1 protein-coding gene (cut by a window edge) is annotated in these 15,668 nt (G+C 64.2%); it reads right to left on the reverse strand.

Translation table 11 applies throughout. The features are described from left to right. Nucleotides 1–15,668, reverse strand: the final stretch of a protein-coding gene (locus H8F01_RS20075) for a tandem-95 repeat protein (protein ID WP_187056771.1). 22,606 nt of this gene lie beyond the right edge of the window; 15,668 of the gene's 38,274 nt are visible here — the last part of the coding sequence; its start codon lies off the right edge, out of view; the stop codon is at nucleotides 1–3.

A 15,668-nucleotide genomic window follows, 5' to 3' on the forward strand; every position in this document is an offset into this window, starting at 1 on the left:
TCAGTTTAGCAGGCGCACGCTCAGCCCGGTCTTGGTCGCCAGATCGTCGTCGCTTCCGTTGGCCGGGGACACCAGCGTGTTCCACCAGACGCCTCCCACATTGGACGAGTTGCCGATAGATGCCGTGTCAGTACCGTCCCAGTCGACGCTTGCCTGCGTGCCGCTTTCGGCGCCGGCGCGCATCACCACGATGTACTGCGCGTAATCCGCCACAGCGTTGCTGGCGGCACCCGCCACCACGGACAAGCTCGTCAAGCCGTAGCACCCCGCACCACTGCGCACCACATTCAACGTCACCGTGCCCGCGGCGCTCAACTTGCCGTCGCTGACGGTGTAGGTGAACGCATCGGTGCCCAGGAAACCGGACTTGGGACGATAGGTATAGGTTCCGTCCCAATTGCGGCTCAAGGTGCCCTGGCCTGGTTTGCCGACGGAGATCGTCAGGCAGTCGTCGTCGATGTCGTCCACCAGGCAGCCGAAGTCGATGCATACGCTGCCGTCCTTCTGCACCTGGAAGCTCGCGTTGCGTGCTGTGGGTGCGTGGTTCACCGGCGCCACCGTGATACACACCGTGGCAACGCCCGAGTCCACGGTGCCGTCGTTCACGCGGTAGCTGAAGGCATCCGTGCCATACCAGCCCTTGGCGGGCGTGTAGGTGAAGGTGCCATCGGCGTTGAGCTTCAGCGTGCCGTGCGAGGTGCCGCACACCAGCTTGGGCGAGAGTGCATCGCCGTCTGCATCGGTGTCGTTGACCAGCACGTTGATGTTCACGGCGGTGTTCACCGTGGTGGTGGCCTGGTCATCGCGGGCGATCGGTGCGTGGTTGGGTGCGAGCACCGTCACCGTTACCGTGGCCGGTGCGGAATTCAACCTGCCGTCGTTGGCGACGTAGGTGAACGTGTCCGTGCCTACGAAGCCTGCGCGCGGCGTGTAGCTGAAGGTGCCGTCCCAGTTGCGCACCAGCGTGCCGTTGGTCGGGTTTGCGGTGATCTTTGCGCTCAGCGAATCGCCGTCGACGTCGATGTCATTGGCGAGCACGTCGATGCGCACCGACTGTCCCGTGTGCGTCGTGGCTGCATCGCTGTTCGCCACTGGCGCCTGGTTCACGTGGGCCACGTTGATCCACACCACGGCCGGGTTCGAGTGGAACTGTCCGTCGAACGCCGCGTAGGTGAACGCGTCCACGCCGTACCAGTTGGTATCGGGCGTATAGGTGAAGGTGCCGTCCGCATTCATCGCCAGCGTGCCGTGGGCCGGGCCGCACAGTACGTCCGCGGAAAGCTTGTCGCCATCCAGGTCCCAATCGTTGGAGGCCGGATTGATCTTCACCGCGCCGTTCTCGTTGGCATAGGCCACATCATCGAACGCGATTGGCGGCAGGTTCGGCCCAAGCACCGAGATGGTCACCGTCGCCACATTCGAATCGCTGTGACCATCGTTGGCGACATAGGTGAACGTGTCGGTGCCGGTGTAGCCGCCGTTGGCGGTGTAACTGAAGCTGCCGTCCGCGTTGCGCGTCACCGTGCCGTGCTTCGCTCCTGTCACCAGGCGCGAGGTAAGTGCATCGCCATCGGCATCGGTGTCGTTGGCAAGTACGTTGATGGTGGCGGTCTGATTGTTGTGAATCGACGCGCGATCGTCCTTCGCCACCGGTGCCTGGTTGGTGGGCGTGATCACCAGGCGCACCGTGGCGACGTTCGACACCGTCTTGCCATCGCTGGCTTCGTAGGTGATCTCGTCGGTGCCACTCCAGCCGTTGGTGGGCGTGTAGGTGAGGCTGCCATCGGCATTGCGCGTAAGCACGCCGTGCTGCGGGCCGTTGACGATCACGGTCGACAAGGCATCGCCGTCCGCATCGCTGTCGTTGAACAGCGGGTTGAAGCGGATGGCCTGGCCCTGTGCGCCCGTGAACACATCGTCGTTGGCCACCGGTGCGTGGTTGGTGGCGCGAACGGTGATGGTCACCGAGGCCAGTGCGGAATCGACCTGGCCATCGTTGGCGACGTAGCTGAAGCTGTCCACGCCGCTGAACGCCGCATCCGGGATGTAGGTCAGCGTGCCATCGGCATTGATGCTCACCGACCCGTGCGCCGGCTGCGACACCACGCGTGCGGTGAGTCCAGCGTTCGGTGCGCGACCCGAACCGGCGTTGAGACCGGTGCTGTTGTCGATGTCCGAATCGTTGGCGAGCACGTTGATGATCACCGGCTGACCCTGGTCGGTGGCAGCGGTATCGTTCACGGCAGTCGCGGCATGGTTCACCGGTGTAACGGTGAGCACCATGGTCGCCACCGTCGAATCCGCCACGCCATCGTTCACCTTGTACGAGAAGCTGTCGCCGCCGGCGTACAGGGCAGATGGCGTGTACGTGAAGCTGCCATCTGCGTTGCGCACCAGGGTGCCGTGTGCCGGGCCGCTGACGATCACGACCGAGAGCGGATCGCCATCCACATCGCTGGCTAGCGAGCGCGGATCGATGGCAGCACTGCCATCTTCCGATACCGTGGCCGTGCCGTCGTGCGCCACTGGCGCATGGTTCACCGGCGTCACCGTCAGGGTGATGGTGGCTACACCCGATTCGGCCGTGCCATCGCTCACCTTGTAGCTGAAGCTATCGCTGCCGCGGTAGAGCGCATCCGGCACGTAGGTGAAGCTGCCGTCCGCGTTCTGCTGCAACTGGCCATGGGCCGGACCGCTCACGATGACCGTGGTGAGTGCATCGCCGTCCACATCGTCCGCATCGGTGCGCGGATCGATGACGAGCGAGCCGTCCTCCGCCACGCTGGCCGAGGCATTGGCCGCCGTCGGCGCATGATTCACCGGCGTTACCGTCAGCGTGAAGGTGGCGGCGTTCGATTCCAGCGTGCCGTCGCTCACCTTGTAGGTGAAGCTGTCCGTGCCGTGGAAGAGGGCATCGGGCACGTAGCGGAAGCTGCCATCGGCGTTGCGCGTGAGTACGCCATGCTGCGGGCCGCTGACGATCACCGTTTCCAATGCATCGCCATCGATGTCGCTGGTCTGCGTGCGCGGATCGAGCAACAGCGTGGTTTCCTCGGCCAGCATCGCGCTGGCGTCGCTTGCGGTCGGCGCATGATTTACCGCCGCCACATGGATGGTGACCGTTGCGATGCCCGACAGTGTCTGCCCGTCGGTTACCTGATAGCTGAAGCTGTCGTCGCCGTGGAACAGGGCACTTGGCGTGTAAGTGAAGCTGCCGTCGGCGTTGAACACCAGCGTGCCGTGCTGCGGCGATGCCACCAAGGCGGATTGCAACGCATCGCCATCCACGTCCGTGCTGAACTGGTCGAGCCTGCCCGTGACGGACTGGTCTTCCTGTGTCTGCAGCGTGGCGTCGTGTGCTTCCGGCGCATGATTGACGTGGATGACCACCAGGCTGACGGTGGCGACCGGCGAATCGGCGGTGCCATCGTTGGCGACATAGGTGAACGTGTCGTCGCCATAGAACAGCGGGCCCGGCACATAGGTGTAGGTGCCATCGCCGTTGTCGGTCAGCGTGCCGTGTTGCGGCTGGTCCACGATGCGGAAGGCGAGGGCATCGCCGTCCACGTCGGACGCCAGTGGACGCAGATCCACCAGCGCAGTGCCGTCTTCCTGCAATTGCACGGTCAGGTTCTGCGCATCCGGTGCGTGATTCACGTGCGTCACCGCCAGGTGCACCGTGGCCACGTTCGACTGCGCCTTGCCGTTGTCGAGCGCGTAACTGAACACGTCGTCGCCGTAGAACAACGCGTCCGGCACATAGGTGAAGCTGCCGTCCGCATTGAGCGTAAGCGTGCCGTGCGCCGGGCCCTGCACCACGGTGGGCGTCGAGCCGATGGCGTTCACGTCGTTGCCCAACACATTGACGTTGAGCGTGCTGTCTTCCTTGCCGATGGCGATGTCGTCGTTGGCCTGCGGCAAGCCCATCATGGCGACGTCACTGATCGTGACGTGGCTGCCCGCAGGACCAAAGCCGATCAGATCGAACGACAGGTTCACCGCCGTACCGGCCGCAATGCCGCGCAGGTCCACCAGATACGTGCGACTGCCGTCGGCGTTGGTCACGAAGCTGACGCCTTGCGCGATGTACGAACGGCCATCGCCCTGCAGGTTGAGCAGCGAATCGGTGTGGCTCAGATTGATCGCGCCGCCCAGCGATGCACCCGTGACAGCGTCGAGCAGGGCTGCCTCGAAAGCGTCTTCCGGCATGTCGCCGGGGTTTTGCAGGCTCGCACTATGGATGGTGAAGCGCAGGAAGCGATCGTTCGCGCCGACCATGAAGGCCTGGCTCAAGCGGGTTTGCGTATTGGCGGACTCGTCCAGTTCGGCAGTGCCCTGGCCGATGAGGACCGTGCCCGTGGTGGACCATCCACTGCCATCCTGCAGAGAGCCGGACTCCAGCGTGGAATGAGGTGCTGCCACGCCGTTGCTGGCGCCACCGGGCGCGTTGCCGGCTTCCATGATCGGCGTGGTGACCACAGTCTGGCCATCGGCGATGGCCTGCGCCACCTGGGCCAGGCGCGCTGCGATGACCTGACGCACGGCCTGGAGCAGTTCGGGCGACGGCAGCCGGCGCACGCCAGGTGCCAGGTCGAGCGCCATCAGGTTATCGGTGCCGCTGTCTTTCAGGCCAAGCAGATGGCCGTATTCGTGCAGTACCACGGTAAGCAGGTCGATCTTTCCGTCAGCGGCGCTCCCTGGTTTAGCCGTCCAGACGTTCGGATCGGACGTGGGCAGGAAGTCGTCGTTGGAGAGCGGGTCGGCATTGGTATACCAGCCGTATCCCGCGCCGTCGTCGTCGAGCGAAATCGAGCCATCCTGGGTCAGGCCCAGCGAGTTGCCCGTCATGGCCGAGATCGTTGCGGACGGCGTTCCGGTGATGCCGAGGGTGGCGAGATCGGCGGCTGTCAGGCCCCATTCCGTGGCGGCCTGCGCGAGTACGGTCGCTGCCTGCGTTGCGCTGGCGGTGCTGGCGGCCGTGCCCGGTGCGGGCGTACCGCCCGTCACCAGTGCGTCCTGGTGTTCCGGCAGGGTTTTGGGCTTGAGCTTGATATGAATCATGCCCGCGTAGCCGGCCATCGGATTGATGTCATGGATGCCGTAGGCGGCGCTGTGTGGATCACTGTCGGCAACGCCGGCGATGTTCAGGCGAATCATGCCCAGCACGGCGACGACATAGCTGTTGCGATAGCCCGGCCTGTTGTCGCCGAGATAGGCACCGTTCCACTGCGTCCCGGCCGCCAGTCGCAGACAAATGACGTCGACGATGGCGACCTTTTCCGCCTGGCTGAGATTCGAGATGCCCATGATGTAGTTGATCTGCGGCGCCAGGTCGTTGCCGGTGGCAAGCTGGATGGCGCGAAGGCCATTGCCCACTGCATTCATGTCTGGCGCACCCAGCCAGTTATAGGTGCGATAGTCGTAACTCTGCAGGGAGCTGTCGAACAGGATGTCGAACTCTCTGCCGTCCGTGTATTCCAGCGTGTGGTCGGTAATGGTGGTTGGCAACGTGCCCTGCGGCTGCGCCGGCTTCGTGTAGCTCCAGCCATCGTCCGATGCCTGCAGGACGGACATCTTTGAGCTGTTGCCGAGATAGGACTGCGCAGCCTTGGCAGCGTTCTCGATGGTGTCGGCGACCCAGCCACTGGCAAAGCGCGAATCGTTGCCCGAGCCGCCAACCACCGTGTAGTAGTCATCGTTGGTCAGCTCGCGCCAACGCGATACCAGGCCGCTGTTGAGCCATTGCAGTGTCGGATCGTTCGGTTTGGCACTGATGTAACCGGTACGGTCGCTCGCCTTGGATGGATCGAGGGTGGGCTCCACCTTGTTGGTGTAAATGGGATCGCTTCCCGGAGTCCGCGCATCTGTGGCGAGCTGGTGATCGGCACCAACGAATTGGTCAATCATCGCGCGCGCCCACAGGATGATGTTGGGCGCCTGCGGTGCCTCGGGATGAACAGCCGAAGCATATGCCGCTGCCCACGCCGCGTACGTGTCTTCGTAGCTCCGTCCGGTAAGCCCCTTGACCAGTATCTTGAGGTCATCCATGTAGCTCCCCTCGATGATGGTCGGATTGGTGTCGGGGCCGTCCTTGAGCATCACGGAATACTCGTGATCCTCAGACACGTCATTGGTCAACTCGTCCTTGATCTGGGCGACGGGCGTGAGAGGCGCTTCGTTCATGGCGCCATTGGGAACATAGGCGGGCAAGTCGGGCCTGTTGTCGAAGAACAACACGATCTTGCCGGTGTCTTTCTGGACCACCGTAACGAAACGGGAGGGCTTGCCCGATGCATCAGTGTCGTAGACGGCGTAACGCGGATCGTTACGGTATTCAGCAGGTCGATGGCCGAGCAGCACGTAGGCAAAATTGACGCCCACCTGGAACGAATCGAAAGCGCCCGTCGACAACCATGCACTGAACAGATTGGTCCAGCCCGGGACATCACTGAAGTTCAGCGTAGGCATGCCGCTGGCGAAGGTGGCAAACAATGCGTTGCCAGGGAAGTACTGGCCCAGCCCCTTGTCCTCCCAGACGCCGCGATCTGCGTCGAGCAACTGGCCATCGGTGAGGCGGCCGTTGCCGCCGTTGCGCAGATTCTCTCGGATCGCGCGCAGGTTGCCTGCGTCGATGTCCATGGAGAACTGGTCCAGGTTGAGGTTGTACGCGCCCGCACCCACGGCAGCCTTGCCCAGAGCGTTGCCGATCAGGCCGCCTGCGCCAAAGAAGCCGGAATACGTGGTGATCTGTGCCTGCACCAGCAACAACGGTGCGCCAACGCAACTGTATAGAACCATGTAGGCGCCGGCACGGTTGCCGGCGGCAAGCATGGCCTCGGCGCGTTGCAGCAGTTCTTCGGTGACTGGCTTTAGTTCGCTTTCGCTGAGCGGCCTGAAAATCATGTCATCAGGCTCGGTGCGCACATCGTAGTTCGTGGTCGGCGGTGGCGTGGCGCCGGTGACGGTCTGGAACAGGTCCAGTGCCGCCTCGGTGCGGCCCACTGTCGGGTTGTTGTTGCCAGTCGGCATGGCTTGCCCGTCCCAGCGGCCATCCACGTAAACCATATTCACCGACTGGCCGTCCGCTGGCGTACCCGCGGCCGTGTTGTAGGACGGATAACCCAGATACTTCAACCGCTGCTGCACGCGTGCCACGTCCAGCGGGTTGTTGGTCTGGCCGTTGCCCACGCCGTTGCCCGCGGAGAACGTGATGTCGGTGAAACCAGGATCGGACGTGTTCTTGAAGTCGTTGGGCTTGTAGTGGATGAGCAGCTTGAACGTGCGGTACTCGTCCACCGTTTGCCCGTTCACGCTCTTCACCTTGACGGTGAAATAGCCCATCGAGGTTTGCGCGGGCAGGTTGCCCTGCTGCAGGTCGGTGAAATCGAAGTCGGAGGCGAAATAGAACACACCCGAATCGCCGAAGCTGCTGGAGCCGATCGAATTCTGTGTCGAGTCGGACTGTACGATCTGCCAGCCGTTGGCGTATTGGTAGGCAAGCACGTGGCCGTCGTTGAACCAACCGTAGGTCATCGTGTCTTCGGTGGCGGCATTGGCGCCGGTGCCGCCGGAGAGTTGGCCCTGCACGCCGTCCATCGAGAACGCCGGATTGCCATCGACGACGATGCCCTGTGCCTGCAGCAGCGACTTCAGATCCACCTTGGTGATGTCGCCGTAGAGCTGGTTGTCCATCTCCACGGTCTGGAACGCGGGTTGCTGCGTTGGCGCCGCGCCGATGCCGTAGATCCAGCCGAACATCGATGCCGCGGTCGGGCCGTCGTAACGCGATGGCTGGATCGCTGCATTGCCCAGGTCGATGGGCGTGCTAAGGCCTGCGCCCGCGCGGTAATTGGACACGGCCGCGTTGATCAGGTCGTCCACGTTGTTCCAGACCAGCAGCGCCTTGAAGTCGCGCGAGTAGACGCCGGGCTCCGGATTCAGTTCGTCGACGAACACATCAGCGTACAGCGTGCCGTCGTCACCCAGTACCAGATGGTCGAAGGCGCCGCCGACGAACGGCGTGGTGGCGCCCAGGTAGCGTGGGCCACCCTGTTTACCGAACGGATCCTGGATGATGCCGATCTTGCCGCCGATCTGCTTGCCCAGGATGTCGTCGTTGCCGTAGTGCGCGTCGTTGAAGATGAAGTTGTAGTCGGCAACCAGGGCGTAATCCACTCCCAGGTAGGTCACGATGACCACGCCGTCGGCGCGCTGGATGTTCTGCTGGAATTGCTTGTTAAGCCAGTTCGGATCGCCCGCCGCCGGCGTGAGGCTCGGTTGCGTGACCGTTGGTGTCTGGCCCAGCTTGCCATTGGCGTCCACTGGCCAGTTGATCATGATCAAGCCGTTGCTGTGGTCGAACGAATCGGCCACCACGAACTCACCGGGACGATCGCCTGCCGCAATGTACTGCGGCCCCTTGCCGGCGAACGACGACGGCATGGAACTCAGCGGCAGCATGCGGACGGCGCCATCGGCCAGCTTGCCGTTGGCGTCGATCATGCTCAGGTCGAGCACATAGACGCTGCCGGGAGAGGCGGCGGTATTCTGGCTCACGCCGATCGGGTTAAGCGGCACGGTGATACCCAGATAGCGGCCCGCGTTCACCGCCATGCCCAGATAGCCATCTGGCGCTTGCGCGATGTCGAGGTTGAGCACCTGCTGCGTGCGCAAGAAGCCGCTGGACGAAGGGTCGATGTCGATGCGCGACAGGCGGCCCGTGCCACCGAAGCGATTGCCCTCCGCCACGTACAGCCAGTTACCGTTGACGATGAGACTGGCGATGTTGCCGGTCGGATTGGCCAGCTGGAAGGTGTATCCGATGGTCAGCGTGGTCGTATCGATCACGTAGATGCGGCCGCTGCCACCGGCCACGAATGCGAGCGACTGGTTCGCGTTGTAGACGATCTGGTTGACCTGGCTGCCCAGTAGCTGAAGTGCGCGACCTTGCTCATCCACGGTGGTCTGACGGATCAGCTCCAGCTGCGATTCGTTCTGGAAGTAGTTGATGCTGGTGGCGTTGGTTACCATCGCAGCATTGACCACCTGGGTCGGATCGAAGGGATTGACCGCATCGCTGCGCAGGCCGGTGGCCGGAATCACGAGTTGGCCTTGGTTATCGACCGTTTTGACAATGCGCTCTACGTAAAGCTGGAGTTGCGAAAGCAGGATGCCGCTCGGCAAAGTCACGGTGAGCGTGCCATCGGACGCCACCGTCGCGGTGAGCGCCATCCACACGAGGCCGTGATCCGGCGTGCTGGTGGGTGCAGCCAGCTCGCTGCCGCGCGGAGCCAGCCACACCTTCACCACGACATTGCCGATCGGCGTGTCATCGGAAGGCAGGAAGTTCTGGCCCTGGATGGTCATCGTGCCGGTCTTGGTGTCGAGCGTATAACCCGTCACCGCTGGCTTGTCCCATGTAATGGACGGCGGGTCGGGGAACTGCACGCTCATCACGCCGGTGCTGTCGGTGGTAATGGCCGTCGCGCGCTGATAAGAACCCGCCAGCGTGTAGTGCATGACGGTGAGCGGGCCCGCTTGCGCAAAGATATCGAGCGCCGCATTCGCCATCGTCGTGCCCGGTGCCATGGCAATCGATGCCGATGGCGCCCACAGGGCATCCCAGTTCACCGAGACCGCAGTGACCGTGGTCTGGCCCGTGCTCAGGTCGGTCTTGCTGGTAGTGACGAGGATGTCGCCACCGGCGGTGAAGCCGGAGTACGGTGGGCTGGACGTGTGCGCGAGGCCGTCTGCGCCAATCACACCGTTGTCCACCAGCCACCAGGTGTCATGCGCGACGCCGTCCGCGTCGAGCACGATGCCCTTGCGCCAGAAATACACCTGCGTGCCGGCATTCAGCTGGGTCGGCAGGCCGGTCTGCGGATCGGTCGGGCCGGTGACGTGCAGCGCCATCTGCAAGGGCAGGGCGCTTCCATCCGGGCCGACGTCCACATGGAACGCGCCAACCACGTTGAGCAGGTCGGGCACCGGCATCGGCATGTTCAGCGACTGCGGGTCGATCGCGTTGATGGACACCGAAGTGTCCTTCGCCAGGGCACCTGGCGGCACCATCAGCAGGTTGCCCTGCGTGTCCTGCACGGAAGCTCCCGTGGCTGCGCTCACCACGGTCGGTCCGGTCGTGGGGGCTTGCACGTAGAGCAGGATGTTGCGCTGCTGGCCGCCGTGAATCACGGTGACTGTGGCGTAACCCGATGCCTTGGCGATGATCAGGCCGTCTGGCGTGATGCTGGCGATGTTGGGGTTGCTAATGAAATAGAGCGTGCCGCTGGTGGCGCTGCTGATGGCGTTGCCGCTGCTGTCGGTGACCTTGAGCTGACGCTCCCCCACCATTTCGGGCAAGTCGATAGCCTGCGGATAGACGTCCACTTCAAAGCCGTTGCCCAGGCCCGGAGGCGTGTCGTAGGTGCTGTTGCCCACCGTCACCGCGTCGACGGCACTGATGCCGTGCGAGGACACCTCGATCACCGCGGTACCAGCCGTGTTGCCATGGATGGTGCCGTCGCCCAGCACGCTGGCCACCGTCGAATTGCTCGATACGATCCGCACGTAGTCGGCGTCGAGTTCCACGTTGGCCTGATCGGCGAACGTGCCGATGATGTTCAGGCCCTGCGTGTCGCCATAGGCGAGGCCCGCCAGGCGCTGGATGTCGATCGCCAGCAGTTGCGCGTCGCTGACCGTCACGGTGAGCTGCACGGTCTGTCCTGCGTTGAAGCCGTCGTCGGCCTTCACGAAGATCGCCGCCGTACCGCTGAAACCCGGCTCCGGGTGGAAGACGAGCGTCTTGCCGTCCGGGCTCAGCGTGGCCGTGCCATGCGTTGCGCCAATGACGCGCCAGAACAACTCGTCGCCCTCCAGATCTTGCGCAACCGAAGACAGGCCCAGCTTCGCCGAGAGATCCTCGTGAGTGAACACGCCCGGCAGCGTCTGGGCTTGTACAGGCGCAAGGTTGGCGTGCCAGCCATAATTGGCATAGAGCAACTGTCGATCGGCGGCATCGATCTGCCCGTCGCCATCGATGTCGCCCGCGAGGCTACCCGTCGCCTGGTCCTGAGCCCACAGCGCACTGTCGGCGCCGTCGATCACGCCGTCGCGGTTGAGATCGCCGGCGATGGACGCCGTGATGGTCGCCGTTCCGGTACCACGCACGCGCAGCAGCTTGAGGCCTGCCTCGGTGATACGGACCAGGACGGTGTGTACGCCGTTGTGCACGGTTTCGCCGAGTACTTCTCCGCCCACGATGTCCAGGCGGGACGCGGCATCGCTGAAGCTGGCCTGGATGGCGACGATGATGGCGCCGTCGGCTCCCGCCGCATGCACGGTGGAGGCAAGCTCGCTGTCGCGCACGAGGAAGCCCAGCGACACCGGTTGGTCGCCCGTCAGTGCACCGGTCCACTGATTCGATGTGCTGTTGCCGAGCCAGCCGGCGGCGGTGCCGAGGTTTGTGGTCAGCGTGTCGGCATAGGGCTGGCCGTCCTCGCCGTAGCCGTAGGGCGTGCCGAGGTCGGATCCGTCGAGAGCGCGGACAAGCAGCAGGCGGCCTTGAGCGTCGTAGCGATAGGCCATCGTGCGCGCGGTACCGCTGGCATCGACGCCGCCGCTGATGCTGCTGATACGTCCCTGCGTGTCGCGCAGGAAGTCGATGCGTTCGGACGGGGTGCCGCCAACCAGCGCAATGCCCGCATCGGATACCAGCCAGCGCACGCCGTCGCCGAAGGTCACGCCGGTCAGCTTGCCGCTCACGTCCATTGCGTATTGCGTGCCATCGGGACCGGTCAACACATAGCCGGTCGGCTGCCAGGGCAGGCCGCTGACCTGGTCAAACAGGCGGCCACCGAGCAACTGCAGATGGTCGCCGCCCAATGCCTGCAACTGCCAGCCCTGTTCGCTGGCGAACGTCGGGCTGTAGATGGTCGGTGCGCCGTTGCCCCCGGCCAGCGTCGTGGCCTGCACGCCCAGTGTGAAGCGCAGGTTCGCGACATCCGCAGCCACAGCCAGATTGGAAGGCATGCTCAACCAGACGCGTGCGCCCACTGTCCAGGCGACGGTACCGCCGGTGGCGGTCGTGGTGAGTTGATCCGAGGTCAGGCCAGTATCGAAACCGCGCAACGTCCAGTTGCCGAAATCGCCGCTTCCAGAGGCGTCGAAGTCGCGATTCACCGCAAAGGCGTGGCCGCCCAATTGATACGTTGCATCGGTGGCGTGTGCGTCGGTGTTGGATTTCTGCGCACTATCGATGATTACGCGCGTGTCGATCTCGCTGGTGCGACCGCTGAGATCCCACGCCGTGAGCCGCAGCTGATAGACGCCGTTGGCGAACAGTGTCGGATCGAGCACGCCCAGCGCGAGCGCGCCATCGACCGGCGTGGCATCCAGCGCCGTGTCTGTCAGTGTCTGCCAGGCGTCGGTGCCTGCGGCGGCGATCTCAAGGCGATAGCCCATCGTTTGCGCCTCGGTGAGCAAGGCGCTGAGCGAGGCAGGTGTGCTGATGGTGGGTGGTGCGGTGTTGGTCGTGCTGTTGGCCAGCGATCCGGCCCATTGCAATTGCGGCGCGCTGGCATCAGCCGGGTCGCGTACGCGGAGAATCGCATCCTTGGTGCTGGTGAACCCGTCTGCATCCGTGGCGACGACGCGCACGTCAATGAGGCCTGGCTGCGTGGGCAGCAGGCGGAAACGCCCGCTGCTGTCCATCGCCACGGTCTGCCAGTCGTCCGCGCCGATGCCGATGCCGCGCACCTGCACCACCGTGGAGCCGATCGGACTGAAACTGCTGGCGCGCACAGTGACCAGAACGCTTTGTCCGGGCACGACCGGCGTGCCGGGCACGGCATCGATCACCACGGACGGCGCGTTACCTTGTGCATCGGCAGCAACGCGCAGTGTGAAGGTTGCCTGCGTGGAGGCCAGTCCGTCGCTGACGATGGCGGTCACGACGTAGTCGCCGGTCTGGCCAGGGCCTGGTACCCAGTTCAATCGACCGTGTTGCGCATCGTAGGTCGCCCCTTCGGGCAAGCCCAGGAAACTGACCGCGAGCGACTGTGTCTGGCTTGCGCCATCCGGATCAAAGGCCGAGATCTCGCCTTGCGCGGCATTGGCCGCCAACACCACCGGCAGGCTGAAGTCCTGGCCCACCGTGAGGGCGTGGCTGCTCACCATCAGCTGTGGTGCGCGATTGGTGTCAAATACGCGCACCTGCACGGTCTGCGTTGTCGTCAGCACTCCATCGGTGGCTTTGAACGTAAACGTAAAGTTGCGCGACGAACTGACGGCGTTGTCTACCGTGCCGTATCCGGGCGTCCACTCGAAGTAGCCAGTGGCGCTGTTGAAGGAAATTCCCGTGGGCGTGTTGTCGTCATAGACCAGACTCACATGGACCGGATCGCCATCGCCGTCCAGCGTGCGCATGGTGAAGCCCAGCGTGCCGCCCTCGTTCACCAGTTGCAGCGGCATGGGAAGGATCACCGGCGCCTGGTCGACGTTGGCAACGTGCACTTCGATCACGCGCGTGAAGCTGTCCGAGCCGTCGCTGCCGGTGACCTGCACGCGATAGGTGCCCGGTGCAGTCGCGCCCAGGTTGCCGCCTTGAGCCGCGAACAGGCCCGGCGTCCAGCGCAGCGTCGCATGGCCGCCACCGCTGGGTACGTCCAGCACCATGCCGGTGGGCAGGCCGGTAGCGCTCCAGCTGATGAGGTCGGCGTCCGCATCGCGGGCAAACAGGTCCACGTTCAGCGCCTGACCTTCCGCGGTGCTGACCACTACTGGCGTGGTCGCGCTGCCGGGATCGGCGACATCTGCGCCGTTCACTTGCAAGCCCAGCAATTGCGGGGCGCTGTTGGCCGCGCGTACGATGACGCGCAAGGTGTGGCTGGTGTGGTTCGGAACAGGGTTGGCGGGATCGCTGTAACCCTGGTCGCGCGGCGGCAGGCCGCTGTCCGTCGCCGTGATGATGATGTCGTGCGGTCCTATGTCGTCCGCACCGGGTGTCCAGGTGAGGATCGCCTGCCCGTATTGCGCGAGCATGGTGAGTTGCGCACCGAGCGGCAGGTTCGACGCGAGGATCTGCAGCGCGTCCTGGTCGGCATCGGTGATATTGATCGGCAGGCTGATCGGCTGACCGGCAACGGCCACGATCTGGTCCGGCAGGCTGAACACGGGTGGCTCGGTCACGCTGCGTGCGGTGACGACAAAACTCACGGAAGTGGCGAGCACGCGCGAAGGGTCGCCATCGCCGTTGTCTCGCGCGGTGAGCGTGATGGTGTAGTCGCCGCGATCGTTATCGCCAGGTGCAAAGTGGATCGTGCCGGTCACATGGCCGCTGGCGTCCGGCGGGTTCTGCGTGAACGTTGCAAAGCGCGGCAGGCCGTCGATGGTCAGCGCGATGGGGTTGCCATCGACATCGCTGATGTCCACCGGAATATCCAGGGTCGCCCCCTTGTCGACGAAGGCATTGGTGATCGGAGCGACGACGGGCGCCCGGTTCGTGTCCGCCACGACGATCGGAATGATGACCTGCGTGCTGGCGGGTACACCCGTGCCGTCACCGTCATCGGTGGCGATGACGGTGACGTGGTACGTGCCGGCCTGCACGTAGGTCGGCGTCCAGATGATCTCCAGCGTTTCCGGATCGAACACGGCGCCGTCCGGCAAGCCCAGCACCTGATACGTGACGCTGGGTGCGGCGGCGCTGCCCTGGTTGGTTGCCGCGCCAGCGGGATCGAGGCGTACGCTGGGTGCGAAGTTGGGATTGTCGGGATCGAAGGCAAACACGCTGATGCGCAGCGGCTGGCCTTCCATCGTGCTCCACTGGTTGCCGAGATTGGCATCGAAGTGCGGCGCGCCATTGGCGTTCAATACGTTGAGACGCACGATCTGCTGCGTGCTCATCACGGACTGTTTGCCGCCCGGCAACGTGTAGGTTGCGGTCAGCGTGATGGGTAGTTCATAGAGGCCGTGCTGATCGAAGCCGGGCGTCCAGCTGATCCAGCCGGTTTCGCTGTTGAGCTGCATGCCAGGAGGTAGCAGGGTAGTGGAATAAGCCAGCGTTACCGAGGTGCCGTCCGCTTGCTGCGATCCGCCAGGCACGCTTCCGCCGAGCTGGAAGCCAAAGGCATCGCCTTCGCGCAGTGTCTGCTCCGGCGTCGGCGTCAGTACTGGCGCCGCACACACTTGCCGCACCACCAGATCGAAGCGTTCGCTGACCACGGTCTTGCCGTCGCTCACCGTTATGGTGACGTCACGGTAGATGCCTGCCTGGTCATAGCCCGGTGCCCAGTTGAGCACGCCGGTGCGCGCATCGAAGGATGCGCCGGCAGGCAGATTGGACATCGTCACGGTAAGCAGGTCGCCGTCGGCGTCCACCGCGCGCAGCGGCAGCGACAGCGACTCGCCCTCGCCCAGAGTGATGGTGCCCGGGCTCGCCACCGTTGGCGCGTGATTGCCGTTGGCGACGCTGATGTGCAGGGTATGAAGCATCGATCCGCCCCGGCCATCCTGAATGCGAACGACCACAACGGTGTCCGCCATGGCGTCGCTGCCAGGCGTCCAGTTCAGCGTCGCTACGGCGTGGTAGCGGCCAAACGGGTCAAGCGTGTAAGTGTCGGGCGGAGTGATGCTGAGGCCGGCCGGGCCCTGCACGATCTGCCAATAGAACA

Source organism: Dyella telluris, from assembly GCF_014297575.1.
Lineage (GTDB): Bacteria > Pseudomonadota > Gammaproteobacteria > Xanthomonadales > Rhodanobacteraceae > Dyella > Dyella telluris.